This window comes from Pseudomonas sp. N040, from assembly GCF_015637705.1.
Classification (GTDB): Bacteria; Pseudomonadota; Gammaproteobacteria; order Pseudomonadales; family Pseudomonadaceae; genus Aquipseudomonas.
This window is the reverse complement of sequence record NZ_JADOBE010000001.1, coordinates 216,173-242,017: the sequence shown is the minus strand read 5'-3', so window position 1 is coordinate 242,017 and position 25,845 is coordinate 216,173. Positions and strand designations below refer to the sequence as shown.

The window sequence follows — 25,845 nt, the reverse complement described above, 5'->3', positions numbered from 1 at the left end:
TGTGTCGCTAATGTTGGGCTTCGGCGCTTCGCGCCTCAACCCAACCTACGGATCACTCACCCACAGGAGGGGTGGAGATGGGCAGCTTGTTGCAGGACGGCTTCGGCCGGCAGATCGACTATGTGCGCATGTCGGTGACCGATCGCTGCGACTTCCGCTGCGTCTACTGCATGGCCGAGGACATGACCTTCCTGCCGCGCCAGCAGGTGCTGGGGCTGGAAGAGCTGTACCTGCTGGCCGAGCAGTTCGTCGGCCTGGGGGTGAAGAAGATCCGCCTGACCGGCGGCGAGCCGCTGGTGCGCAACGGCATTGTCGGCCTGTGCGAGCGTATTGCCAGTCTGCCGGGCCTGCGCGAACTGGTGCTGACCACCAACGGCTCGCAGCTTAAGCATTACGCTGACGGGCTGTTCGGCGCCGGGGTCAAGCGTCTCAACATCAGCCTCGACAGCCTCGACGCCGAACGTTTCCGATCCATAACCCGCACCGGCGATCTGGCGCAGGTGCTGGCCGGAATTAGCGCAGCACAGGACGCAGGCTTTGCCCACATCAAGCTCAACGTGGTGGTGATGAAGGGGCGCAACGATGACGAAGTACCGGCGCTGGTCGACTTCGCCATCGCCAACCGGCTGGACATCAGCTTCATCGAGGAAATGCCGCTGGGCAGCATCAGCGAGCACAGCCGTGCCGAAGCCTTCTGTTCGAGTGCCGAAGTGCGCGGGCTGATCGAGCAGCGCCACAGTCTGGTGGAGTCCGCCGAATCAACCCAGGGGCCATCGCGTTACTGGCGCATACCCGGCGTGGACAACACCCGCATCGGCTTTATTTCGCCGCACAGCCATAACTTCTGCTCCAGCTGCAACCGCGTGCGCCTGACGGCCGAGGGCCGCCTGCTGCTGTGCCTGGGCAACGAACAGGGGCTGGACCTGAAAGCCATCCTGCGCCGCTACCCCGGCGAGCCGGCGCGCATCCGCGACGCCCTGCTTGGTGCCATCGCCCGCAAGCCCTGGGGCCACGACTTCCGCCGGAACGACGAGGTGCAGGTGCTGCGCTTCATGAACATGACCGGCGGTTAGGTGCGCGGCAAGCAACACTGCCGCGTTGGGTGATTCGCGCTGCTTGGCTCTGCTGGGAGCGCCACCCCCGGCGCGAGCTTTGGCCTTTGCGGGTTGACTCGACGCCGACTGCTGCATTGGTGGTTGAAGCCGGCAACTACTGTTCGACTGGGCAGCTGGTGCTCTCGTCAGTGAACAGTGAGGGGGCTGAGTCTTCCTGTCGAAGCTGGCTGGGGCAGCAGCCGAAATATTGCTTGAAGGCGCGCGCGAAATAAGACGGATCCTGGAAGCCGACGGCATAGGCGATGCTGGTGATTGGCATTTCGCTGTTGCACAGCAGCTCTTCGGCTTTCTCCATGCGTTTGCGCTGGATGAATTCGAGGTAACCAATGCCATAGGTCTGCTTGAACAGCCGGCTGAAGCGGAACGGTGTCATGCCGCATTGCTCGGCCACGGCCTTCTGCTCGATGTGCTCGTGAAAATGCTCCTCGATATAGTGGACTGCGCTGAGCAGTGGCTGTTGGCGCTGGTATTGTGCGGTGAGGCGCACGCTATCCGGCAAGCTGTTGGTGCGTAACAGGGGCTGTCTGCATTCCGCGTGCTGCGAGCCGCGTAACTGGCAGAGTTGGTGCAATACCTGCAGATAGCGTTGCCGCTCAGCGGGCGGCAACGGCCAAGGCAAGAACTCCCAGACCCCGGAGCGGAAAGCCCAAGTAGCCAGTTCCTCCGAGTGCTGCAGGCTCAGCATGGTGATCGGAATGGACGGAGCGGCGCGTTTTACTTGCAGCAGCAGATCGAGGCCCACCGCATCCGGACGGTCGTAGTGCATGCAGATCATGTCCGGAGATTGCCCCGTGTTCAGTCTCTGTCGGCAGGCCTGCAGATCGCGCACCAAGGTGATCTGGCAGGTGTCAGCAAAGGCTGTCAGGCAGTTCGGACCAGACTGGTCATGGGTGAGATCGAACCACAACAGCCGCGGTGAGATGGGCGCGTGCGGGATCATGTGTATCTCGGCGGTTGATAAAGATACTTTTTACTTTAGCCGGAATAGCCCTCACGCAACGCAAGGGAATAGCCAAAAACGGCTGGTGTAAAGATTGAATCCTTATAAGCAACGCTGGGCTTAATACTTGGTGGAAGTTCCGGGCAGGGAACCTCCAGCAGTCGTCTTCCGGCAGAAGCTCAGTAGCCGTCTGAACCTGTTTGTTCCTGGCGTTCACGCGGCGCCAGGGGTCGCCTGCAAAAGCCTCCTGTTGATCTGCGAAAAAGTCCTAACCGCATGCTGGCCTGACAACTAGCGTTGTAATCGGAGGCAGGTGCAGAGGGCGCCGCTTTTCAAGAATCTGCAATTGAGTGAGGTGGGAAAATGAATCTGCAAATGATCAAAACGGCTGTGTTGAAGTTTTTGCAGGATGAGGAAGGCCTGACCACTGTGGAGTATGCCGTGGCTGGGGCCTTGGTTGCTGGGGCTACAGTCATAGCATTTACCGATCTGGGTACTGCCGTTGCGAATGCTATCACCGACCTTACCGATGCGATTAACGGTCCTTGATGGTTGTTGCCTTTAGACATTGGAAAGTCAGTGTTTGTTATGTCCTGCAGTCTGGGTGTGGAGCATTCCTGTGGACTTGGTGCTGCTGGTTTCGCTGAGCGTGATGCTGGGGAGTGCGGTGTACAGCGATATTCGTACGCACCGTATTCCCAATCTTTATTTGGCGCTGGGCGTGGTGGTTGCCATGGCAGGACAGCTAGTGCTCGGTGGTCTGGACGGTTTGCTGGTCTGGGCTGCTGGCCTGGTTGTCGGCTTGCTGTGTTTTCTGCCGCTGTACCTGCTGGGCGGCATGGCCGCCGGCGATGTGAAGCTGATGGCGGTCGCAGGCAGTTATCTGGGCGCCACCGGTGCTTGGTGGGCGGCGGTTTACAGTTTGCTTGCCGGTGGAGTTCTGGGGGTGTTGTTTCTGCTCTACAAGAAACAGTTGCTGCGTTTCTTGCAGCGCTACTGGGCGATTGCCAGTTTAAGAACCTACATCGCCCCGCCTGATGATGCAGTCGCCCGGCAACGCTTCCCCTACAGTAGCGCCATTCTGCTCGGCAGCCTGGTCAGTGCTTGTTTGCGATTCGCTCGTGTGGGGGGCTAGCCATGCCAGTACTCAGTTCGCTGAGCCGTTATCAAGAGCAGGCTCAAGCCCAGGCCGATGCGCTGCAGCAACTGGCACCGCAACCCTGCAGCGTGGCGGATACCGGACTGACAGAAGTTCTGCTGGTTGATCTGCTCTGCAAGCATCTGCATGACGCCGGGGTGCTGGACATGCCGCAACTGGTGGAGCGCCTGGCCCTGCCTGGTCCGGTGCTGGAGGAGCTGCTGGCGTTTTTGCGCAAGGATGGCCGCATCGAGGTGCTGGGTCAGGTGGGTAGCCAGGGGCTGCGTTATGGCTTGACCGAGCGCGGTCGCAGTGCGGCCAGGGATGCCTTGGCACGCAGTGGTTACCTCGGCCCGGCGCCCTATCCGGTTGACCGTTACCGGCAACTGCTGCTGGCACAGACGGTGCACCACTGTGAAATCGACGCGCACAGCATGCATGAGGCCTTTGCCGACATCGTGATTCGCGACGAGCTGCTTGATCAACTCGGCCCGGCGATGAACTCCGGGCGGGCGATGATGATTTACGGTCCGCCAGGCACGGGCAAGACTTATATCAGCCAGCGGCTGATCCGGCTGTTCAGTGACGCGGTGTGGATACCGCATGCCATCGCCATCAACGAGACGGTGCTGGAGATCCTCGATCCACAGCTGCACAAGCCGCTGCCGCTGGAACCGAAGAAACCCAACCTGCGCCTGGATCAGGGCGTGGACCGGCGGCTGGTGCGCTGCCAGCGCCCGATCGTCATTACCGGTGGCGAGCTGACCATGGACATGCTGGACGTCCGTTTCGATCCCTACAACCGGCAGTACCAGGCACCGCTGCAGCTCAAGGCCAGCAACGGAATTTTCATCATCGACGACCTGGGTCGTCAGCGCATGCCGCCGTTAGAGCTGTTCAACCGCTGGATAGTGCCGATGGAGGAAAAGAAGGATTTTCTCAATCTGGGCGGTGGCCGGCATTGCGAGATCCCTTTCGATCTGCTCCTGGTTTTTTCGACTAACCTCAATCCATTGACGCTGGCCGACGAAGCCTTCCTGCGGCGGATTGGTTACAAACTGCATTTCGAGCATCTACGCGCCGATGAGTACGCGCGTATCTGGCAGCAGGAATGTGAAAAGCAGGGTGTGCCGTATGACCCCGAGCTGGTGACATACGTGATCGAGCACTTGCACCAGCCAACGCAGACGCCGCTACTGCCCTGTCATCCACGCGATCTGCTGGGCATGGCGCTGGATCGCCAGCGCTACCTGGGCGGGGACAAAACTGCAGCCCTCTGCGCCGAGACCCTCAGCTGGGCCTGGCGCAATTACTTCGTCAGCCTCGAAACCAGCTGAATTCAGGAGACATCACCATGCACTCGCGCACCCTTGTGTTGATTGTTCTTTCACTGGTCTTTGGCCTGGGTGCGGCGTTCCTGGCCAATAGCTGGCTGAGCGCACGCCTGAATGCCAGTTCTGACGACAATCTGCAGGGAGTGGTGGTGGCCACGACGCAGATCCCCTTCGGCCAGATGATCGATACCCAGCATGTCAGCGTGGTGCGCATGCCCAAGGAAACGGTGCCTGACGATGCGTTCGATGCCAGCGAAAAGGTGGTCGGCAAGATCGCCACCTTCGATATCCTGCGCGGCGATATCGTCCGTGGCGCGCGTCTGGCCGAGCACCTTGGCGGCAGCACGCTGGCCTCATTGATTGCGCCACAAATGCGCGCCATCTCGGTACGTGTGGATGATGTCGTCGGTGTCGCCGGCTTCCTGCTGCCGGGCAACCGGGTCGATGTGCTGGCGACCAAGAAGATCGGGACCAGCAATGAAGCCGAGTCGAAAACCATCCTCGAGGATCTGCGTGTGCTGGCGGTGGACCAGACCGCGGGCACCGACAAGACCCAGCCGGTGGTGGTGCGTGCGGTGACTCTGGAGATGAGCAGCGCCGAGGCGGAAATTCTGGTCAAGGCGCAAACCGAGGGCAAGTTGCAACTGGCCCTGCGCAATCCGCTGGATAACCAGAAGAAGCCAGTGCCGGAGCCGCCACCGGCTGCGGTGGCGGCTCCGGCACCGGTCGCAACCAAGCGAGTCATGAGCAGCGGTGGCGGGGTCACCGTTATCCGCGGTACCAGTACCAGTGTCGAACCATCGAAGGCCAGGTTGTAGTGCGCCATGGGTCGATGTGGCCCATGGGACGAGCGGTTTTCCGGCAAGAGTGCGATAGCAATCAAGGAGTCACGTATGGCGACCATCCACAGGATCAGGATCTACCTGCTGCAGCTGCTGGCCGCCGGTCTGCTGCTGCCGGGGATTGCCCAGGCGGCTCCGCCGGCGCCCCCGGTCAGTCCGATGCCCGCGGCCAATGTCAACATCATTCAGGTGCCGATCTACAAGTCGCGCGTGCTGGCGACCCGCGCGGCGGTGAAGCGGGTCTCGGTGGGCAACCCGGAAATTGCCGATATCCTGGTCACCAGCCCCACCCAGCTGTACCTGCTCGGCCGCAAACTGGGCAGTACCAATGTGCTGCTCTGGGACCATGGCAATCGCTTGATCGACAGCCTCGACGTCGAGGTTGGCCATGACTTGAGCGGCCTCAAGGACAAGCTGCATCAGTTGATGCCGAACGAGAAGATCGAGGTCTTCAGCGCCCAGGGGGCGCTGGTATTGCGCGGCCAGGTAACCAGTGCGGCGGCCATGGATACGGCGCTCAGGCTGGCCAAGACCTATACCGCGCAAACCGCCGGCGTAGTCGATGACAAGGGCAAGGGCGCCGCAGCAGGCGCTGCACCCGGCGATGCGCCGGATGTGGTCAACCTGATGACCATCGGCGGCAGCCAGCAGGTCATGCTGGAGGTCAAGGTGGCGGAAGTGCAGCGCAGCCTGCTCAAGAGCATGAACATCAACTTTGCCGCACTGGGCACGGGGGCGGGGAACTGGGTGCTGGGCGGCATCAACCGGGGTATCTCGCCGGGCAGCGGCAAGGCCCTGCTGGCGCAGTTCGCTTCCGACAGCTTTCAATTCAACATGGTGCTGGACGCAGCCAAGAACGATGGTTCTGCCAAGGTACTGGCTGAGCCGACGCTGACCACCCTGACCGGGCAGCAGGCGGAATTTATTTCAGGCGGCGAGTTTCCGGTCCCGGTCGATGATGGCGATAACGGCACCACTATCGAGTACAAGGAGTTCGGTGTCGGCCTGAAATTCATCCCGGTGGCGTTGGACACGGGGCGGATCAATCTCAACCTGAATGTCTCGGTCAGCGAGATTTCCAATAGCAACTCGCTGCTGCTGGATACCGGTGTGGATAGCGGTGAGGGTGGCGGCGTAGTGGATCAGCGGATAACCCAGCTGGTTCCGTCGCTGACCAAACGCAGCGCCCAGTCCACCCTTGAACTGGGGGATGGGCAGACCATCGCCATTGCCGGCCTGATCAGCGAGAACACCCGCGATCTGGTCAATCGTTTCCCCGGCCTGGGTGATATTCCGATTCTCGGCTTTCTGTTTCGCAGCCAGGAATACCGTAACGGCCAGACCGAGCTGGTGATTCTGGTGACCCCGCATCTGGTCCGGCCACTGGACGCAAAAACCGTGCAGCTGCCCACGCAGAACTTCGTCGAGCCGAGCGATCTCGACTTTTACCTGCTGGGCAGAACCAAGGGCACCGGGCCGGGACGTGCGGTTCCTGTCAGTCTCGGAGTTACCGGTGGCCAGTTTGGCCATGACCTCAACTGAAGCGGAGAGCCTGCGCATGAAACGCATGATTATCTTGTCTGGTTTGCTGCTATCGGCCCTCTCCGGGTGCATGGGTTACGACGAGGCCCGGGTCGGACCATTCGGTTCCAGTGTCAATCAGACGTTGTACCAGCAGATCGACAACAAGGCGCTTGCCGCCAATCCGGGCACCGAAATTTCGCCGACAGGCACCGATGGTCCGCTGACCGAGCGGGTGATGGATAACTACCGCGGCGTGACCGGCGATGCGCAACAGGTCGAGCAGCCGATCGAGATCGATATGGGTACCACCGTCAGTAACTGAGGATTGCAGCCATGAACCCCTGTAAGCAGTGGCCGTCCTACACGGCTCCCGAGCGCCAGCGGGGGGCGGTGATAGTGCTGGTGACGCTGGCCATGGTTGCCATGCTGCTGATGGCCGCGCTGGCGCTGGATGGTGGACACATGCTGGTGAACAAGACGCGCCTGCAGAACAGCGTGGATGCCGCAGCCCTCAGCGGCGCCAAGACCCTCCAGCAGGTACTGGGTTCGAGTAACGCCGCGATCGTGAGTCGCAGTGCCGCGCTGGCGACCCTGACACTGAATGCCAATGCCAGCGGCAATAGCGAGTTGGCGACCGCAGTCACCGCGGCGGGGGGAGCCGGTGCCTTTGCCGTGGTGGAACTGGCCAATAGCGTCTATGGACCATTTTCTTTTCCTGGCCCTGCCAATGCCAGTTACGTGCGGGTTTCAGTGCCGAACTATCCCTTGAGCGGCTTCTTCTGGAACTTCGCCCAGGCCTTTGCGGGTGGCGGACTAGGGGCCAAGGCGGTGGCGGCCATCGCTACGGCAGGACCGAGCCCGACCAGTCCCTGCGACTTGGCGCCGCTGATGGTCTGTGGTGATACCACCCAGCACGACCCGGACACAGGGCTCTTCTGGGGCTACCAGCTTGGCGAGCTTGAGGTGCTGAAATCGGCAAAGAACAATACCTCCGGGATTGGTCCGGGCAATTTCCAGCTGCTGGATTTCGGGTCGGGTGGCCAGACCGTCAGAGAGGCGCTAGCCGGCGGGGGAACGCTCTGTCCGGCCGCTGGCGAGAATGTCGGAACCAAGCCCGGCAACACCGTGGGGCCATCCGCGCAAGGGTTCAATACCCGCTTCGGTCAGTACGTCGGTCCAATGGGCGGAACCGAGAGCATTTATCCACCAGATCTGGTGACCACCTTTAACCAGCTGGGCAATGGCAATGGCGCGCTGACCGTCGACCTGACCGACGACAGTGTCAGCTACCTCGGCACCGGGGGCGGTCTGGTGCACTCGGACTCGGCCGGCAATATCCTGACAGCAAGTGGTACCGGACTGTTCGATCTCAACGACTGGAAGGCCGCCTCGGCGGACTGCGTTGCCAATCCATCGGCCAGCGGCTGCCAGAGTGACGGGGTTTTCGAGCGGCGGATGCTGAAGATTGTCATCGGCCAGTGCAGCGGTACCGATGGTGGCACGGCATCGGTACCGGTACTGGGTTTTGCCTGTTTCTTCGCTTTGCAACCAATGGACCAGACGGGCGGACAGGCCTGGTTGCTCGGCCAGTTTTCCAGTGTGTGCGAGGGGGATGATTTCCCCGGCCCGAATCCGGTGGAGGATGCCGGGCCGCAGATCATCCAGCTGTACAAGACCTATATCGACAACAGTCAGACACCGAGCACGGATTCCTAGGAGACATTTCATGCAATCTCGTGGGTGCGGACGATCGAGGGCCCAGCGTGGTGTGGCCATGGTTGAGTTCGCCATTACCCTGCCGCTGTTGCTGTTGCTGTTGCTGGCCATCGGGGAGTTCGGCCGCATGCTCTACCAGTACAACTCCCTGCTGCAGGCCAGTCGCGATAGCGTGCGGTTCGTTGCCGGTCAGGCCTGGAATGCAACCACTGGACAGATCGATTTGAACGCCACCTTGCTGGCGCAGGCGCAAAACGTAGCCCTCTATGGTGTGCCGGCCAATCCGGGCGGTTATCCGGCAGTGGTGACGGGACTGACGGCTGCCAATGTGCAGGTCAGCGCGCAGGGCGCCGAGCATGTCCAGGTGAGCATCAATTACACCTTCTGCCCGGTGATTGGTGGTGGCAATTGCACCGGGCAGTTACCTGGCTTCTATGGGGGAGCGCTTGGGTTGGGCATTCCGCTGGTCGCCAGCACCGTGATGAGGGTGCTCTGATGAACAGAAAACACATGCGCGGGGTCTATGTGGTCGAGTTCGCCATTGTCGGTCTGATGCTGTTCGTTCTGCTGTTCGGTGTGCTGGAAATGGGCCGCCTGTTTTTCACTGTTGGAACGCTCAACGAAGTGGTTCGCCGTGGCACACGGCTGGCGGCAGTATGCGATATCCACGAGCCACTGATACTGCGCCGGGCGATTTTCAATGCGGCGACCGAGAGCGGGGCAAGCAATCTGATCAATAGTCTCGATACCTCCGATGTGACCCTGGTTTATCTGGATGCAAACGGTGCTGTAGTGGCTAGCCCCAATGATGGCGGTGCCGGCTTTTCCTCGATCCGTTACGTTCAGCTGAGTATTGTCAATTTCCCCTTTACCTTGTTGATCCCTGGGTTTGGTGAGGGGTTCACCCTGCCAGCATTCAGGGCCACCTTGCCGCGAGAAAGCCTTGGCCGGCATGCCGAGGAGGGTGTAGTACCGGAGATAACACCATGTTGAGTTCCAGAGAAGTCTCGCTGCCCTTGGGCAAGCACAAAAAACAGGGTTTGCGCCTGTTGATCACCAGTCGTGATGCGGATGCCCTGCATCACTTGGAAGGTATCTGCCAAGCTGCGCCGGGCTTGCTGGTAAGTACGCGTCTGGTGAGTAATGGCCATACCGATCCGTTGCATGATCTGGAACAGCTGCCGGATTTCCTTTTGCTCAGGGTCAGTAATCTGTGGCGTGAGGAGCTGGCGGCGCTATTGCGCCGTCCGGCGCACGAGCGCCCGCCGTTGCTGGTTTGCGGGCCACTGGATGAGCGCGAAGGTATGCGCCTGGCGATGCAGGCGGGCGCGCGCGATTTTCTGCCTGAGCCAGTGGCGGCCGAGGAGTTGCTGGCCGCGCTTAGTCGCATGCTCAAAGAGTCGCGCGTTAACAGCGATAGCGGCGGCAAGCTGGTGGCGGTGATCAACGCCAAAGGAGGGTCGGGGGCCACGTTGCTGGCTTGCAATCTGGCCCACCAGCTGAGTGTCAATGGCGGCAGCACCCTGCTGCTCGATCTGGATTTGCAATTCGGCAGCGTGGCCAATTGTCTCGATGTGAAAACCACCCACAGTCATGTCGAGGTGTTGCAGCAGATCGATGGCATGGACAGCATGGCCTTGCGCGGGTTCTGTAGCCATTTCAGCCCGGCATTGCATGTGCTGGGCGGGCGCGAAAACGAATTGTGCCTGTCTTCGGATGTTCGTCTCGAACAACTCGAAGCCTTGCTACTGCTGGCACGCAACAGTTACGACTGGGTGGTGGTGGATCTGCCACGGCAGATCGATCACCTTACCGGAATCACTCTGGAGCAGGCTGACCGGGTGTATGTCGTGGTGCAGCAAAGTCTTAGTCATCTGCATGATGCCAGCCGGCTGGTGCGCATCCTGCGTGATGAGCTGGGCGTGCAGAGCGGAAATCTGCATGTTGTGGTGAACCGCTACAACAAGGCGGCATCCATCAGTCTGCAGGATATTTCGACGGCGCTGCAGTGCAGCTTGCTGCACAAGCTACCCAATGACTTCGTTGCGGTCACCGAGAGTCAAAACAGCGGGATCCCGCTGGCCATGCAGGCGCCGCGGGCGCCGATCACCCAAGCGCTGGATCAGCTGAGTAAAGAGTTGCTCGGCACCTCGTTGGTCAGTGAGCCAGGCCTGCTTCAGCGTTTTCAGCATTTTGTGCAGGGAGTGACCCGTGTTTAGTGACTTGCGAAATCGCCTGCGTGTGCAGGCAGGCAAAGCCGAGACCAAGTCGTCGCCCGAAACGAGTGTTGATGACGCGGTGGTTGATGAGATGCTGGCGTGGGAGCGCGTCGCGCCGGAAACGTTGTACGAGACCAAATCCCACCTCAGCCCTGTCGAGACCGAGTGGCGGGAGAAAATCTACCAGCAGCTGCTCAAGGTCATGGACCTGTCCCTGCTGGACTCGCTGGAGCCGGACGATGCTGTGCGGCAGATTCGCGAGATATGCCAGCGCCTGCTGGATGAGCATGCGGCTCCGGTCAGCGCTCAAAGTCGCCAGCTGGTGATCAAGCAGATCAGCGATGAAGTGCTTGGTCTTGGGCCGCTGGAGCCGCTGCTGGCTGATCGCAGTGTGTCGGATATCCTGGTCAATGGTCATGCCTCGGTGTATGTCGAGCGCTTCGGCAAACTGCAACGGACAGACGTCCATTTTCGCGACGATCAGCATCTGTTGAACATCATCGACCGCATCGTCTCCAGCCTTGGGCGGCGCATCGACGAGTCGTCGCCACTGGTGGACGCCCGCCTCAAGGATGGATCGCGGGTCAATGCGATTATCCCGCCGCTGGCCATCGACGGGCCAAGCCTGTCGATTCGTCGCTTCGCGGTAGATTTGCTGAATGCCGACAGCCTGGTTCAGAGTGGCACCCTGACGCCGGCGATGGCCCTGATGCTCAAGGCGATAGTTCGCGGCCGGCTGAATGTGCTGATTTCCGGCGGTACCGGCAGCGGCAAGACTACCCTGCTCAATGTGCTGTCCAGCTTCATTCCTCTGAACGAGCGGATCGTCACCATCGAGGACTCGGCTGAACTGCAACTGCAGCAGCCGCATGTGGTGCGCCTGGAAACCCGTCCGGCGAATATCGAGGGCCGTGGCGAGGTCAGCCAGCGCGAACTGGTGCGCAACAGTTTGCGCATGCGTCCGGACCGTATTGTTGTCGGCGAGGTGCGCGGCGCCGAGGCGCTGGACATGCTGACGGCAATGAATACTGGTCACGATGGCTCGCTGACCACCATTCACGCCAACACCCCGCGCGATGCCTTGGGACGGATCGAGAACATGGTGTCGATGGCCGGTGCCACTTTTCCGATCAAGGCCCTGCGCCAGCAGATCGCCTCGGCCATCGATGTGGTGATCCAGCTGGAGCGCCAGGAAGATGGCAAGCGGCGGCTGGTCAGCGTGCAGGAGATCAATGGCATGGAAGGCGACATCATTACCATGACCGAGATCTTTGCCTTCACCCGCCGCGGCATCGGTGAGCATGGCGAGGTGCTCGGCGAGTATCATCCCACCGGCATGGTTCCGGGCTTCCGGGATGTACTGGCCAAGCGTGCCATCGAGTTGCCCCTCAGCTTGTTCCGTCCGGAGTGGATGGAGGCGCAGTCATGAACCAGATTCCCAACGAATATATCCTGGCTTTTCTCGGCATGGTGTTCACTGCCGTGTTCCTGCTTAGCCAGGGGCTGACGGTGCCGGTGTTCGGTGAAGCGAGCAAGGTGCGCAAGCGGATTCGTGACCGCCTGCAGCTGCTGGAGCGAGCCAGCAATCAGCCAAATCTGCAGACCGTATTGCGGCAGAAGTACCTGACCCGCATGTCGCCGATGGCGGCATGGCTGGAGCAGCTGCCAACAATGGAAGGTCTGGCGCAGATGATCGAGCAGTCAGGGCACGAATACCGCGCCCACCGGGTGTTGCTGCTTGGCCTGATCCTGGCGGTGGCTGCCGGCGTTTCCGTGTGGCTGTTTACGCAACTTTGGTGGCTGGCGCTGCTGGTGGCTGGGACGGTGTTCTGGTTGCCGCTGCTGAAAATATCCGCAGATCGCAGCAAGCGCTTCGCGCAATTCGAGGAGGGGCTGCCCGATGCTCTGGATGCAATGTGCCGGGCGCTGCGTGCCGGGCATCCCTTCAACGAGACATTGCAACTGGTAGCCGAGGAGCATAAAGGGCCGGTTGCCCATGAGTTCGGCCTGACCTTCGCCGATATCAGCTATGGCAATGACGTCCGCCGGGCCATGCTCGGCTTGCTGGAGCGCATGCCTAGCATGACGGTAATGATGCTGGTGACCTCGGTGCTGATCCATCGCGACAGCGGCGGCAACCTGACTGAGGTGCTGGAGCGACTGAGCAGCCTGATTCGCGGCCGCTTTCGCTTTCAGCGGACGGTCAGGACCTTGTCGGCCGAAGGGCGCATGTCGGGCTGGATTCTGGTGGCGGTGCCCTTTGTGCTGGCGGCGATGATCATGATCACGAGTCCTGCGTATCTGCCCATGCTGATCAAGGAGCCGCTGGGGCAGAAGCTTGTTGTGGCGGCTTTTGCCGCCATGCTGCTGGGGATTCTGTGGATCCGCAAAATCATCCGCATCGAGGTTTGACAACGACTGCGAGTAGCGAGGCGTAGGGTATGGACTATCTGCTGGGTCTGCTCAATCGGGTGGTGGGAAATGAAGCACTGGCCCGCCTGCTGTTTGTCTTTGCCATTGGGCTGAGCGCAGTGCTGGCCGCGGTTACGGTGTCGCTTTTGGTGCTTGGTCTGCGTGATCCGTTGCGGCGTCGGCTTGGCCTGATCAAGCACGGCCAGGCCGGGAGTAGCTATGGCCAGGAGAGCCCCGGCAACTTGCAGCTGATGCTGGAGCAGGTTGGTCAGCGTTTCACCTCGGCAGAGCGGGCTAGTGATTCGGCTACGCGCACCCTGCTGACACATGCGGGTTATCGCTCGTCTGCGGCAGTCCAGGTGTACTGGTCGGTTCGCTTGTTGCTCCCGCTGTTGCTATTGGGCCTGACTTTGCTGGTCCTGCCATTCATGCCGCAGTTGTCCATGACCCGGACGGTTGGTCTGGTCGCAATCGCCATCGCTGCGGGCTGGTTGCTACCGGCAGTCTACGTTGACCGGCGCAAGCAGGCGCGGATGGCGCGACTTTTGGGTGCATTTCCGGATGCGCTGGATCTGCTGGTGGTCTGTGTGGAGTCCGGTCTGGCCTTGCCGCAGGCGATCGAGCGGGTGGCCGATGAGATGGCGGTCAGTCAGGCCGAACTGGCTCAGGAGTTGGCCTTGGTGAATGCCCAGATGCGCGCCGGTATCTCCAGTAGCGATGCGCTCAAGCAATTAGCCGAGCGCACCGGGCTGGAAGATATTCGCGGATTGGTCAGCTTGCTGGCACAGAGTATTCGCTTTGGCACGAGTGTCGGTGCCACCTTGCGCATCTATGCCGAAGAGTTCCGTGATCGGCGCATGCAACGTGCAGAGGAACAGGCAGCGAAAATCGGCAGCAAACTGATATTCCCACTAGTCTTCTGCTTGTGGCCAAGCTTTTTCCTGGTGGCCATCGGCCCTGCGTTGCTGAGCGTATTGAAAGTCTTCGGGAAGATATGACATGAACAAGAATGGCCTGCTACTGGTGATGATCATTGCGTTATCGGCATGCAAGAGCATGGAGGTGGAGAAGGCGGACGGCAGTCGCGCGATCTACAACGGTAACAATTCAGTGCTGTATCAGGCGCAAAGGGAAATCAGCTCACCGGACGAGGCCATGCGGATGGCCGCACAAGCGTATCAGGCAGGCGATCTGGATCAGTCCCTGTTCCAGTATCTGCGCGCTCTGGAGCTGGATCCGAAACGCTACGAGGCGTTGGTGTGGGTGGGTCGTATCCATCGCGAGCGGGGTAATTTCCAGCTCGCCGAACTGGCTTTCAATGAGGTACTGGCAAGCGCCCCGAACAATCCCGACGCCCTGGCCGAATTGGGCCTGTTGAACCTGGCAGGGCGTAATCCGGAACGGGCGCAAGAGCTGCTGTTCAAGGCCGTGGCGCTGGATCAGCAGCGCCAGGCGAATGGCGGGATCAGCAATCCACCGAGCGTGGCTGAACTCAAGGTTGACAGCCGCTCACCCGTCAAGGTCTACAACGGCCTGGGCGTGCTGGCCGACCTGCGCAATGACTTCCCGCAGGCCGAGGCTTATTACCGGCTGGCCTTGCAGATCGAGCCCCGCTCGGCGCTGGTGCAGAACAGCCTGGGCTATTCCTTCTACCTGGCCGGGCGCTGGGATGAAGCCGCCACGGCCTACAAGCGCGGCATCACGTACGACTCCGGTAACAAACCACTGTGGCGCAACTACGGGTTGCTGCTGGCGCGCCAGGGGCGCTACGAGGAGGCGCTTTCCGCCTTCGAGCAGATCGAGAGCCGTGCCGAGGCGAGCAATGATGTGGGCTATGTGTGCCTGATCGAAGGCCAGCTGGATCAGGCCGAACAGTTCCTGCGCAGCGCCATCGAGCAGTCACCGTCCTATTACAACATCGCCTGGGATAACCTCAATCGCGTGCAGCAGATCAGAAGGCTTCGCCAGTCCAGTACCACTGCCACCGGTGCTGACGCCGTGGCCGCGGCCGAGGTGAAGCCGGCGGCGATTGCCGAGTAGGGTGGTGATTGGCGCTGTACTCGTTACGGGTTGAATCCTCGCCTGTCGTAGGGTGGGCTTCAGCCCACCAAAAGCGCGAAACGGCAGGACGGGCCAGAGGTTGGCAGCGGTGGGCCAAGGCCCACCCTACGACAAGCGGCTCTTCAACCCATAACGCACACATAGCCTTTATTGTTGGGAATAGCCGATATTTTCGCTACTGCGCAATGCCTGATGCCGGTCAAGTCGGAGCGCTGCCGGTGTGCTTATCCTGTTGCTGAAATCGCCACTGGCAAGGTGGCGGGGCAGGTTATTTCAGCGCTGGCAGGAGAACGTTGATGACACTCAAGACCATCGTCGCCACTGGCCGCATGGACAGCGGCATGGCTGTGCAAGTGCAGTGCGGCAATCACACCCTGGTCATGGATCAGCCGAAGAATGCCGCCGGCAAGGATCTCGGGCCGACCCCGCTGGAAGCCATCCTGGCCGCGGTGGCCGGCTGTTTCGGCACCATCGGCCGCTTCATCGCCCACCAGCAGAAATTCGAGCTGCGCGGGATGCAGTTCGAGCTTGAGGCCGACTATGACCCTGACGGCCTGCTCGGGCGCAATCCCGACGTGCGGCCGGGTTTCCAGCAGCTGCGTGTGGCGGTGACGATCGATGCCGACTTGAGCACCGCGCAGAAGCAGGCCTTTCTCGAACTGATCGAACAGCGCTGTCCGCTGGCCGACAACCTGTTGCACGGGACCCAGCTGGTCAGCCGGCTGGCGTGAGTGGTTGCCCCCTCGCCCGCCAGGCAGGGGGCTGTGCTTCAGATCAGCGCCAGCACCATCATGCCCAGGCCGGCGATACCTACCCCCCAGACCGCGCTGCGGACATAGGTGATGCCGAGGATGTACAGCGGCAGGTAGACCACCCGTGCCCAGAAGAACAGTGTCGCACCCGCCGTGGCCTGTTCGCCGAGACCGGCCAGCTGTGCTGTCAGCGCCAGCGCGGTGAACAGGATGAAGTTTTCCTTGGTGTTCTGTGCCGCCCGTTCGGCACGCCCGCCGAGGGCAGTGGCTGCGGGCAGCTGGTCGCGATTGCTCAGGCCGACTTTCATGCCGTCCAGCGTCCATTCGCGGTTGCGCAGCACGGCGCCGAGCATGATCGCGACAAAAGTCAGCAGAGTCATATAGACAACCAGTTCAAGCAATGGGGTCATGGTGTTTCTCCGGTAGGGGCGGCGGGTTGTGCCGGTTGATGGGCTTGCCGTGACCAGTCTAGGCAAGCCTGCGGCGGATGGGCAGCGGTTTTTTGCGGTTCTTGATAACGGTCAATTCAGCTTCGGCAATTAGTCGTAGATTGCACAACATGTAGTGGTTGATAAAAACATCAATAGCACCATGTTGTGTTTTAGGGGGTGTTCCATGAACGACTGTTCCGACCTGCGGTTGCCCGTGCAGATCTACAAGCGTGACGGCAGCAAGGCTGCCTTTGACCCCCAGCGGATCCGCCGCGCCCTGGCGGCGGCCGGCCAGGCGGTTGGCGAGTTCGACAGCGGGCAGGCCCAGGCGCTGACCAGCGTCCTGCTGGCGCGCCTGCGCGGGCAGCGCATGGTGGATGTCGAGCAGGTGCAGGACCTGGCCGAGCAGGTGCTGCTGGATGCCGGCTACTTCCGCACCGCGCGCGCCTATATCGTCTACCGCGAGCAGCACGGTCGGCTGCGCCGCGACCGCAAGGCGATCGTCGAGGTGGCCGCCTCGATGAACGAATACCTGCGCCGCGAGGACTGGCGCGTACAGGCCAATGCCAACCAGGGCTACTCGCTCGGTGGCCTGGTCCTCAACGTGGCCGGCAAGGTCACCGCCAACTATTGGCTGGACGAGGTCTACAGCCAGGCCATCGGCGCTGCGCACCGGGAAGGCGATCTGCATATCCACGACCTCGACATGCTCGCCGGCTATTGCGCCGGCTGGTCGCTGCGCAGCCTGCTCAACGAGGGCCTGAATGGTGTGCCGGGACGGGTCGAGGCCGGGCCGCCGAAGCACCTGTCCAGCGCCCTCGGGCAGATGGTGAATTTTCTCGGCACCCTGCAGAACGAGTGGGCCGGCGCCCAAGCCTTCAGCTCCTTCGACACTTATCTGGCACCCTATGTGCGCAAGGACAATCTGCAATTTGCCGAGGTGCGTCAGGCCATTCAGGAATTTATCTACAACCTCAACGTGCCGTCACGCTGGGGCACGCAGACGCCGTTCACCAACCTGACCTTCGACTGGGTCTGCCCGGAGGACCTGCGCGAGCAGATCCCCTACATCGGCGGGGTGGAAATGCCCTTCGCCTACGGCGAGCTGCAGGCCGAGATGGAGCTGATCAACCGCGCCTATATCGAGGTGATGATGGCCGGCGATGCCAAGGGCCGGGTGTTCACCTTCCCGATCCCGACCTACAACATCACTCACGACTTCCCCTGGGACAGCGAGAACGCCGAGCGCCTGTTCGAGATGACCGCGCGCTACGGCCTGCCGTACTTCCAGAACTTCCTCAACTCGGACATGCAGCCCAATCAGGTGCGCTCGATGTGCTGCCGCCTGCAACTGGATGTGCGCGAGCTGCTCAAGCGCGGCGGCGGGTTGTTCGGTTCGGCCGAGCAGACCGGCTCCCTCGGCGTGGTGACCATCAACTGCGCACGGCTGGGCTACCTGCACAAGGGCGATGAAGCGGGCCTGCTGCTGCGTATCGACCAATTGATGGAGCTGGCCATGCAGAGCCTGGAGGTCAAGCGCAAGGTCATCCAGCAGCACATGGACAACGGCCTCTACCCTTACACCAAGCGCTACCTGGGCACCCTGCGCAATCACTTCTCGACCATCGGCCTGAATGGCCTGCACGAGATGCTGCGCAACTTCAGCGCCGACCGCGAGGGCATGCACAGCGCAGCCGGGCGTCAGTTTGCCGTGCGCCTGCTCGACCATGTGCGCGCCACCCTGGTGCGCTTCCAGGAGGACACCGGCCACCTGTACAACCTCGAAGCCACGCCGGCGGAAGGCACCACCTACCGTTTCGCCAAGGAAGACCGCAAGCGCTACCCGGACATCCTGCAGGCCGGTTGCAGCGAGGCGCCCTACTACACCAATTCCTCGCAGTTACCGGTGGGCTTTACCGACGACCCGTTCGAGGCGCTGGAGCTGCAGGACGAGTTGCAGTGCAAGTACACCGGCGGCACCGTGCTGCACCTGTACATGGCCGAACGGATTTCCTCGGCCACGGCCTGCAAGCAGCTGGTGCGCAAGGCGCTGAGCCGGTTCCGCCTGCCGTACCTGACCATCACCCCGACCTTCTCGATCTGTCCGGTGCACGGCTACCTGGATGGCGAGCACGAATTCTGTCCGAAGTGCGATGAGCTGTTGTTGCGGCAGCAGGCGTGCATGGCGGCAAATTGTGCCTGATGGCGCAGGGTGGAAAACGCCGCCTGCGGCTTTTCCACCAGCGGATCAGTCTGGCGGACAAGGCGTTGCCGTTGTCCACCCTGCGGATTGTTATTTTCACCCACGCAAGGAGTCACACCATGCAACATTCCATCGAGCAACTGCCACAAGCCCAACGCCAGCGCTGTGAAGTCTGGACCCGGGTGATGGGCTACCACCGGCCGGTCAGCGCGTTCAATCCGGGCAAGCAGTCCGAACACCGCGAGCGCCTGCACTTCCGCGAAGCGGCGGCGAGTTGAGCGCGTGAGCCCGGCACTGCGGGTCGGCGGCCTGCTGCCGCTGACCACCCTGGATTATCCGGGGCAGCTGGCCTGCGTGCTGTTCTGCCAGGGCTGTGCCTGGCGCTGCCGCTATTGCCATAACCCCGGGCTGATCTGCGCGCGCGGCGAGCAGGAAACGCCCTGGGCCGAGGTGCTGGCATTCCTGCAGCGGCGCCAGGGCCTGCTCGAGGCGGTGGTCTTCAGTGGCGGCGAGGCCACTTTGCAGGCGGGTCTGCCGGCAGCCATGCAGCAGGTGCGCGCGCTGGGCTTCAAGGTCGGCCTGCACAGTGCCGGGATCAAGCCGGCCGCGCTGAAGCGGGTGCTGCCGCTGTGCGACTGGGTCGGCTTCGACGTCAAGGCACTGGAGGAGGACACTGCCCTGATTACCGGGGTAGCCGACAGTGGCCGGGCCAACTGGCAGAGCCTGGAGCTGCTGCTGGCCAGCGGTGTCGACTACGAGTGCCGCACCTCGGTGCACTGGCAACTGTCCGACTGCCGGCGCCTGCAACGCCTGGCCGAGCGCCTGGCCGGGATTGGCGTGCAGCACTTTGTGGTGCAGCAGGTGCGCAGCCAGAGCATGCTCGACGCCGGGCTCGGGCCCTCGCTGTGCCCGCCGGCGGCTGCGGCGCTGTGGCCCTATCTGGAACAGCTGTTTCCGCGCTTCAGCCTGCGTTCGGCCTGAACCGCCTCTATGCCTTTGGAGATATTGGCAAGCAGCAGGCGTGCATTCAAAGTGAGTGCGGCGCCGGTTTTTCATTGGCGCTGTACTCGTTATGAGTTGATTCATGAAAGTGGGCCTTTGCAGGGTGGGTCAGGCCAGGGGCCGTAACCCACCAAGCAGCCGCAAGGCCGGGCACGGTGATGCCGTTGGCAGCGATGCCGGGTTACGCCGCTGCGCGGCTAACCCAGCCTACAAAAGCATGTTCAACCACCAACGCGGACATAGCCTTTTCATTCGCTATCAGGAAACCTGCCATGGATATTGCCTGTTTCGCCGATCTGCTCAGTGCCGCCAAGGCCCAGCAAGAGCCACAGCGGCTGTTGTTCGTGTTCGTCGCGGCCGAGCTTCCGGAAGACGCCACGGGTGCCGAGCAACAGCGGCATGCTGACGGCGAAGGGGGTTCGTTGCGCCCGGTGCTCTGTGTGGACAAGTTGCCGGCCGAGGTGGCTGATTTTGCTGGCTTGCGGGAAGAGTCGGAGCGTACCGGCCTGCGCTGGGATCTGGTGTTTTCTGCCGGCCTGTCCGGGCGCGGTGGTCATGCCCCGGGCAGCGATGAAGCCGAGCAGCCGCTGAAGATGATGGTGGGTGCCATCGAAGCCGGCAGCATTGGCAATTTCATCGCCTTCGACCGTAGCGGGCAGGCGGTGTCGTTCTTCTGAAATGCAGGCCTGGCCTGGTCTCGCGGTAAAGCCTGCGCACCCGGCAGGGTTGCCGGCGTTCGCCGAGGTCAATGGCGGGCTCTTCGCTGCGCTCCGAGCCCGCCCGGTTGCCGCTGCCTGACGTTACCCGGCCGTGACCGCCGCCTTGCGGGCGCGCGGTTTGGCCGGAACCACCGGTGTCTTGCTTGCGGCCTTGGGTTTGGCCGAGACGGCTGCTGTCTTGGTCACGCTCTTGGGCTTGGCAGGGGCGGCGGGTGTCTTGCGCACTGCCTTGGGCTTGGCTGGAGTGGCCGGTGTCTTGTTCGCGGCCTTGGGTTCGGCCGACACGGCGGCTGCCTTGGCCACGCGCTTGGGCTTGGCGGGAACGACGGGGGCCATGCGCAGCGCCTTCGGCTTGGCCGCAACAGCCGTGGCGGGGGGCGCGGCTTTAGCTGCAGGGGCCAACCCCAGTGCCCGCTCCAGTTCCACGAAGGACTGATCCAGGTAGTCGATCATGCGCTGCATGTTGGGTACTGCGCGGCGACAGGCGGTGAAGCCGAAGGCCATCTCGCCAACATAACTGGTGACGGTGATGTTCATCGCCTGATATTCCATGGGGATCGACACCGGATAGGACTCGTCCAGATGTGCGCCATTCAGGTACATGTCCTTGCTCGGCCCCGGGACGTTGGAAATCACCAGGTTGAACGCCGGATGGGTCGCGGCGCGCCCGGTGACAATGCCCGGCAGCATCGGGCTCATCATCATCATGGTGTGGGCGACCTTTTCCAGGCGCACCATCTTCGACATACGCTCCTTGGCGGCGCTGGTGGAGGCCACGATGCGCGCCAGGCGCTTGAGCGGGTCACGTTCATTGGTGGCCAGGTTGGCCAGGATGGTGGCGACCTGATTGCCGCCTTTATCGGTATCCCCGTGCATGGACACCGGCAGCATGGCGATCAGCGAATCTTCCGCCAGCGCATTGTGCTCCTGCAGGTAGCGGCGCAGGGCGCCCGAGCAGAGTGCCAGGACCACATCGTTGAGTGTCGCGTTGGCGGCTTTGCCGATGGCCTTCAGGCGTGCCAGTTCATAGGACTGCGCAACAAAGCGGCGTGAGCCGGTGATGGGAACGTTGAAGGGGCTGGGCGGCGCCTTGAAGGGTTGCGACAGCGCCGCATCCGCTTCCGCCGGGCGCAGGAGATCCCACAAGCCACTGACCACGCCGGGCAGCATCTCGCGGCCGGCTTGCAGTGCTTCGGCGGCCTGCTTGAGCAATCCGGGAGCTTCCCGGTGGCCACTTCTTGGCCGGCCATGTTCCTGGGCCCAGAGCGGCAGCTTGGTTTCCTGTGCATTGAACGCGTGCATATTGATGGCCATCTTGGTGGCGGTCACGCCGTCAACCATGGAGTGGTGCATCTTCGAGTAGATGGCAAAGCGCCCGTCTGCCAGGCCCTCGATCAGGCTCACTTCCCACAGCGGGCGCGAGCGGTCCATCAGCGTGCCGTGCAGGCGCGAAACCATCGCCAGCAGTTCACGGATGCGCCCGGGCTTGGGCAGGGCCAGATGGCGCAGGTGATAGTCGATATCGAAGTCCTGGTCCTCTTCCCAATACCAGATGCCCAGCTTGCTCACCGGCCGCTGGTTGAAGGGTTTGTTGGCTTTCACGTGCTTGCGCCAGGCCTGGTAGATGTTCTCCACATAATCCGGGCCTGCCCCTTTGGGCGGCGTGTAGATGCTCAATCCGCCGACGTGCATCGGCTGCTGGCGCTGCTCTATCAGGAGGAACATGGAATCCTGAAGATTCATGGCTTTCATGGGTTGACTCCGATTCGACTTGTTTTTGTCAGCCTAGCATCCGGCTTCGCTACGCCGCTGTCCACGGCATTTGTGCGGGCGTGCGTCAGCCGGCCTCGCCCTGAAGCGGTGCAGGCCGCTGCCGGCCTGCACTGCAGCTGCCGAGGCGTGCACCGCGATGGTGCGGCGCGCGCAAAATACAGGCATAACTAACTGAAATATATGACTAATTATAGATGGCGCGGGCCTTGCAGAGTCTTTCCTGCTTGAAACAGAAGGAGCAAGGCATGGCCCGTCAGTTCTATGACGAAATGTACGATGCGCACGGCAAGGTCCGTCCGCACTACCACGAATTTGCCCGCTGGCTGGCGGCCACTCCGCCCGAGCAGCTGGCGCAGCGCCGGCGCGAAGCCGATCTGCTGTTCCACCGGGCAGGGATCACCTTCACCCTCTACGGCGACGAGCAGGGCACCGAGCGGCTGATTCCGTTCGATACCATCCCGCGCAGCATCCCCGCCAGCGAGTGGCGGATGGTCGAGCGCGGCTGCATCCAGCGGGTCAAGGCACTGAACATGTTCCTCGCCGACCTCTACCATGACCAGCGCATCATCAAGGCGGGGATCATTCCGGCCGAGCAGGTGCTGGCCAACGAGTGCTACCAGATCGCCATGCAGGGCCTGGACCTGCACCGCGACCTCTACTCGCACATCTCCGGGGTGGATCTGGTGCGCGACGGCGATGGCACCTACTACGTGCTGGAGGACAACCTGCGCACGCCGAGCGGGGTCAGCTACATGCTGGAAGACCGCAAGATGATGATGCGCCTGTTCCCCGAGCTGTTCGCCCACCAGCGCATTGCGCCGATCGACCATTACCCCGGTCTGCTGCTGTCGACCCTCAAAAGCTCCAGCCCGGTGGATGACCCCTGCGTGGTGGTGCTGACCCCGGGCATGTTCAACAGCGCCTATTTCGAGCACGCCTTCCTTGCCCGCGAGATGGGTGTGGAGCTGGTCGAAGGTGCCGACCTGTTCGTCCGCGATGCCCATGTGTACATGCGCACCACTGCCGGGCCCAAGCATGTCGATGTGATCTACCGGCGGCTGGATGACCTCTACCTCGACCCGCTGGCATTCAATCCGGATTCCATGCTCGGCGTGCCCGGCCTGCTCAGCGCCTACCTGGCCGGCAATCTGGTGCTGGCGAATGCCATCGGCACCGGCGTGGCCGACGACAAGTCGGTCTACCCGTTCGTGCCGGACATGGTGCGCTTCTACCTCGACGAGGAGCCGATCCTGGCCAACGTGCCGACCTGGCAATGCCGCAAGCCGGAGGAGCTGTCGCATGTGCTGGCCAACCTGCCCGAGCTGGTGGTCAAGGAAACCCAGGGCTCCGGTGGCTACGGCATGCTGGTCGGCCCGGCGGCCAGCAAGGCCGAGATCGAGACCTTCCGCGAACGCCTGAAAGCCAATCCGGCCGGCTATATCGCCCAGCCGACCCTGAGCCTGTCGACCTGCCCGACCTTTGTCGAGAACGGCATCGCCCCGCGGCACATCGACCTGCGCCCGTTTGTCCTGTCCGGCAAGGAAACCTGCCTGGTGCCCGGCGGCCTGACCCGCGTGGCGCTGCGCGAGGGTTCGCTGGTGGTCAACTCGTCACAGGGTGGCGGGACCAAGGACACCTGGGTGGTCGAGGATTAAGGAGCACATTGCATGCTGAGTAGAACCGCTGCCGATCTGTACTGGATGTCGCGTTACCTGGAGCGTGCGGAGAACCGCGCGCGCATGCTCGACATCAGCTATTCGCTGTCCCTGATGCCGCAGGATGGCCGTGACGGGCTCGACGAACTGGCCATGCCGCTGCTGATCACCGGCACCCTGGACGATTACCTCGACGGTCATGGCCAGCTGCATGGCGAGCGCATGCTGCAGTTCTTCGCCCTCGACCCGAACAACCCGACCAGCATCTACAGCTGCCTGCGTGCGGCGCGCAGCAATGCCCATGCGGTGCGCGGGCGGATCACCGCCGACATGTGGGAGAACATCAACGCCACCTGGCTGGAAATGCGCAGCATTGCCGCCGAAGGCCTCGGCCACTACGGCACCAGCCGCTTCTGCGACTGGGTCAAGCAGCGTTCGCACCTGTTCCGTGGTGCCACCTTCGGCACCATCATGCGCCACGACGCCTACCGCTTCATCCGCCTGGGCACCTATATCGAACGCGCCGACAACACCCTGCGCCTGCTCGACTCGCGCTACGAGATGCTTGGTGACGAGGCCGCCAGCCTCACCGAAGGTTCGGCCTACGCCTACTACCAGTGGACTGCGCTGCTGCGTGCGCTGTCGGCCTTCGAGGCCTTCACCGAGCTGTATCGCGATGCGCCGGGCGCGCGCCAGGTGTCCGAGCTGCTGATCCTGCGCGAGGACGTGCCGCGCTCGCTGCGCAGCTGCCTCGACGAAATCAATGAAATTCTCGCCAGCCTGCCGGGCAACAACGGCCGGCCGGCGCAACGCCTGGTCGCCGAGCTGGATGCGCGCCTGCGCTACACCGGCATCGACGACATCCTGTCCGCGGGCCTGCACGGCTGGCTCTCGGACTTCATCCTGTTGGTGCGCCAGTTGGCCGACGCCATTCAAAGTTCCTATCTGGAGGCCGCATGAGACTCTCGGTCAGTCATGAGACAACCTACAACTACGCCGATCAGGTGCGCGCCAGCATCCAGTACCTGCGCCTGACCCCGCAGGAAAGCCTGCGCCAGCATGTGCTCGACTGGCATCTCGACCTGCCCGGCAGCGTGCAGGCGCAGCGTGACCCCTACGGCAACATCCTGCACGTGCTGACGCTCGACCAGCCGCATGACTCGATCATCATCGGTGCGCGCGGCCTGGTCGACATCGACGAGCATTGCGACTCCGAGCGCGAGAGCGGCTCGCCGCTGCCTTATCTGCGCCCCACCCGGCTGACCCAGGCCGATGCCGCGCTGCGCGAATTCGCCCTGCGGATCTGCGGCGCCGGACGCCAGCGCGCCGACCTGATCAAGCTGATGGAGGCACTGCTCGAGGCGATGCCCTACAGCCCGGGTGCGACCACCGTGGAAAGCACCGCAGCGGGCGCCTTTGCCGCCGGCGTCGGGGTCTGCCAGGACCATGCGCATGCCTTCCTGGCCTGTGTGCGCAGCCTCGGCATTCCGGCACGCTATGTTTCCGGTTACCTGTACAGTGACGACCTCGCGCACCTGGCCAGCCATGCCTGGGCCGAAGCCTGGCTGGATGGCCGCTGGTACTGCTTTGACGTCACCAACGGCTTGTCGCGCCCCGAGCGCCATCTCAAGCTGGCGGTGGGCATGGACTACCTTGACGCCTGCCCGGTGCGTGGCATGCGCCGCGGTGGCGGCAGCGAGCAGATGCATGCCCGGGTCCATGTGCATCCGCAGCTGCAGCAACAGCAGCAGTAAGCAGCCGGCATATTTTTGGCTATGCCTGTGTTAGTGGTTGAACGTGCTTTTGCAGGGTGGGTTAGCCGCGCAGCGGCGTAACCCACCATCGATGCCAAGGCATCGCTGTGGCCGGCCTTGCGACCGGTTGGTGGGTTACGGCCGCTGGCCTAACCCACCCTACAAGGCCCACTTATATGAACCAACCCATAAAGGGTACAGCGCCATTTTTTTGCAGCTGCTCCGAGCTGCGCGGCCGATTGCGCCGGTGTCATC

General features: G+C 62.3%; 26 protein-coding genes. 23 read left to right on the top strand and 3 right to left on the bottom strand.

The genetic code is table 11. From position 1 onward, the window contains the following. The first annotated feature begins 77 nt into the window (after window positions 1–77). Window positions 78–1,073, top strand: coding sequence for a GTP 3',8-cyclase MoaA (gene moaA / locus ISX93_RS01070; RefSeq protein WP_195776834.1), 996 nt, complete (start codon window positions 78–80; stop codon window positions 1,071–1,073). Between the two features lie 136 nt (window positions 1,074–1,209). Here moaA and ISX93_RS01065 read toward each other — a convergent pair whose 3' ends face one another. After that, the gene (locus ISX93_RS01065; RefSeq protein ID WP_195776833.1) at window positions 1,210–2,055 is read right to left on the bottom strand and encodes a helix-turn-helix transcriptional regulator; all 846 of its coding nucleotides are present in this window, start codon (window positions 2,053–2,055) and stop codon (window positions 1,210–1,212) included. Between the two features lie 363 nt (window positions 2,056–2,418). On the opposite strand from ISX93_RS01065, the gene ISX93_RS01060 reads away from it, so the two are divergent. The 15 genes from ISX93_RS01060 (at window position 2,419) to ISX93_RS00990 (ending at window position 16,032) form a co-directional block, all read left to right on the top strand. Next, window positions 2,419–2,604 carry a Flp family type IVb pilin gene (locus ISX93_RS01060; RefSeq protein ID WP_195776832.1) on the top strand — a complete coding sequence of 62 codons (186 nt, stop codon included), beginning with the start codon at window positions 2,419–2,421 and terminating at the stop codon, window positions 2,602–2,604. Between the two features lie 70 nt (window positions 2,605–2,674). After that, the gene (locus ISX93_RS01055) at window positions 2,675–3,190 is read left to right on the top strand and encodes an A24 family peptidase (RefSeq protein WP_308705268.1); all 516 of its coding nucleotides are present in this window, start codon (window positions 2,675–2,677) and stop codon (window positions 3,188–3,190) included. 2 nt (window positions 3,191–3,192) lie between these two features. Continuing rightward, on the top strand, window positions 3,193–4,530 hold the full coding sequence (locus tag ISX93_RS01050; protein WP_195776831.1) for an AAA family ATPase: 1,338 nt from the start codon (window positions 3,193–3,195) through the stop codon (window positions 4,528–4,530). A gap of 17 nt (window positions 4,531–4,547) precedes the next feature. Further along, window positions 4,548–5,345: a Flp pilus assembly protein CpaB gene (cpaB, locus tag ISX93_RS01045; protein ID WP_195776830.1), complete on the top strand. Its 798-nt coding sequence runs from the start codon at window positions 4,548–4,550 to the stop codon at window positions 5,343–5,345. Between the two features lie 75 nt (window positions 5,346–5,420). Beyond that, window positions 5,421–6,911, top strand: a complete 1,491-nt coding sequence (locus ISX93_RS01040) for a type II and III secretion system protein family protein (protein WP_195776829.1) — start codon at window positions 5,421–5,423, stop codon at window positions 6,909–6,911. 16 nt (window positions 6,912–6,927) lie between these two features. After that, window positions 6,928–7,215, top strand: coding sequence for a hypothetical protein (locus ISX93_RS01035; protein WP_195776828.1), 288 nt, complete (start codon window positions 6,928–6,930; stop codon window positions 7,213–7,215). 11 nt (window positions 7,216–7,226) lie between these two features. Further along, entirely contained in the window at window positions 7,227–8,609 is a 1,383-nt protein-coding gene (locus tag ISX93_RS01030) for a Tad domain-containing protein (protein ID WP_195776827.1), read from the top strand. 10 nt (window positions 8,610–8,619) lie between these two features. After that, window positions 8,620–9,105, top strand: coding sequence for a TadE/TadG family type IV pilus assembly protein (locus tag ISX93_RS01025; RefSeq protein ID WP_374987641.1), 486 nt, complete (start codon window positions 8,620–8,622; stop codon window positions 9,103–9,105). Next, window positions 9,105–9,602, top strand: coding sequence for a TadE/TadG family type IV pilus assembly protein (locus tag ISX93_RS01020; protein ID WP_195776825.1), 498 nt, complete (start codon window positions 9,105–9,107; stop codon window positions 9,600–9,602). The genes ISX93_RS01025 and ISX93_RS01020 overlap by 1 nt, the downstream gene beginning before the upstream one ends. After that, the gene (locus tag ISX93_RS01015; protein ID WP_195776824.1) at window positions 9,596–10,828 is read left to right on the top strand and encodes an AAA family ATPase; all 1,233 of its coding nucleotides are present in this window, start codon (window positions 9,596–9,598) and stop codon (window positions 10,826–10,828) included. Before ISX93_RS01020 ends, ISX93_RS01015 begins: the two co-directional genes overlap by 7 nt. Continuing rightward, window positions 10,821–12,257: a CpaF family protein gene (locus ISX93_RS01010; RefSeq protein ID WP_195776823.1), complete on the top strand. Its 1,437-nt coding sequence runs from the start codon at window positions 10,821–10,823 to the stop codon at window positions 12,255–12,257. Before ISX93_RS01015 ends, ISX93_RS01010 begins: the two co-directional genes overlap by 8 nt. After that, the gene (locus ISX93_RS01005; RefSeq protein ID WP_195776822.1) at window positions 12,254–13,240 is read left to right on the top strand and encodes a type II secretion system F family protein; all 987 of its coding nucleotides are present in this window, start codon (window positions 12,254–12,256) and stop codon (window positions 13,238–13,240) included. Before ISX93_RS01010 ends, ISX93_RS01005 begins: the two co-directional genes overlap by 4 nt. A 29-nt stretch (window positions 13,241–13,269) precedes the next feature. Next, entirely contained in the window at window positions 13,270–14,238 is a 969-nt protein-coding gene (locus ISX93_RS01000) for a type II secretion system F family protein (protein WP_195776821.1), read from the top strand. 1 nt (window position 14,239) lies between these two features. Next, window positions 14,240–15,280, top strand: a complete 1,041-nt coding sequence (locus tag ISX93_RS00995; RefSeq protein WP_195776820.1) for a tetratricopeptide repeat protein — start codon at window positions 14,240–14,242, stop codon at window positions 15,278–15,280. Between the two features lie 317 nt (window positions 15,281–15,597). Next, the gene (locus ISX93_RS00990; RefSeq protein WP_195776819.1) at window positions 15,598–16,032 is read left to right on the top strand and encodes an OsmC family protein; all 435 of its coding nucleotides are present in this window, start codon (window positions 15,598–15,600) and stop codon (window positions 16,030–16,032) included. Window positions 16,033–16,070: 38 nt separating this feature from the next. Here ISX93_RS00990 and ISX93_RS00985 read toward each other — a convergent pair whose 3' ends face one another. Next, entirely contained in the window at window positions 16,071–16,463 is a 393-nt protein-coding gene (locus tag ISX93_RS00985; protein WP_195776818.1) for an MAPEG family protein, read from the bottom strand. A 205-nt stretch (window positions 16,464–16,668) separates the two neighbouring features. Between ISX93_RS00985 and ISX93_RS00980 the strand changes: the two genes are divergently transcribed. The 4 genes from ISX93_RS00980 (at window position 16,669) to ISX93_RS00965 (ending at window position 20,366) form a co-directional block, all read left to right on the top strand. Then, a complete protein-coding gene (locus ISX93_RS00980) occupies window positions 16,669–18,687 on the top strand; it encodes a ribonucleoside triphosphate reductase (RefSeq protein WP_195776817.1) in 2,019 nt (672 codons plus the stop codon). Window positions 18,688–18,806: 119 nt separating this feature from the next. Continuing rightward, entirely contained in the window at window positions 18,807–18,965 is a 159-nt protein-coding gene (gene nrdD / locus ISX93_RS00975) for an anaerobic ribonucleoside-triphosphate reductase (RefSeq protein WP_195776816.1), read from the top strand. A gap of 4 nt (window positions 18,966–18,969) precedes the next feature. Further along, window positions 18,970–19,668: an anaerobic ribonucleoside-triphosphate reductase activating protein gene (locus ISX93_RS00970; RefSeq protein WP_195776815.1), complete on the top strand. Its 699-nt coding sequence runs from the start codon at window positions 18,970–18,972 to the stop codon at window positions 19,666–19,668. Window positions 19,669–19,961: 293 nt separating this feature from the next. Beyond that, window positions 19,962–20,366 (top strand): ribonucleotide reductase subunit alpha, encoded by a 405-nt coding sequence (locus ISX93_RS00965; protein ID WP_195776814.1) that lies wholly within the window; start codon window positions 19,962–19,964, stop codon window positions 20,364–20,366. A gap of 123 nt (window positions 20,367–20,489) precedes the next feature. On the opposite strand, the gene ISX93_RS00960 is transcribed toward ISX93_RS00965, so the two are convergent. Further along, complete coding sequence (locus tag ISX93_RS00960) at window positions 20,490–22,160, bottom strand: WS/DGAT/MGAT family O-acyltransferase (RefSeq protein ID WP_195776813.1); 1,671 nt, start codon at window positions 22,158–22,160, stop codon at window positions 20,490–20,492. Window positions 22,161–22,426: 266 nt separating this feature from the next. On the opposite strand from ISX93_RS00960, the gene ISX93_RS00955 reads away from it, so the two are divergent. The 3 genes from ISX93_RS00955 to ISX93_RS00945 are packed head-to-tail and all read left to right on the top strand — an operon-like array spanning window position 22,427 to window position 25,590. Then, entirely contained in the window at window positions 22,427–23,836 is a 1,410-nt protein-coding gene (locus tag ISX93_RS00955; RefSeq protein WP_195776812.1) for a circularly permuted type 2 ATP-grasp protein, read from the top strand. 12 nt (window positions 23,837–23,848) lie between these two features. Further along, window positions 23,849–24,796 (top strand): alpha-E domain-containing protein, encoded by a 948-nt coding sequence (locus tag ISX93_RS00950; RefSeq protein WP_195776811.1) that lies wholly within the window; start codon window positions 23,849–23,851, stop codon window positions 24,794–24,796. Then, on the top strand, window positions 24,793–25,590 hold the full coding sequence (locus ISX93_RS00945; protein WP_195776810.1) for a transglutaminase family protein: 798 nt from the start codon (window positions 24,793–24,795) through the stop codon (window positions 25,588–25,590). Before ISX93_RS00950 ends, ISX93_RS00945 begins: the two co-directional genes overlap by 4 nt. Window positions 25,591–25,845: the final 255 nt, after the last annotated feature.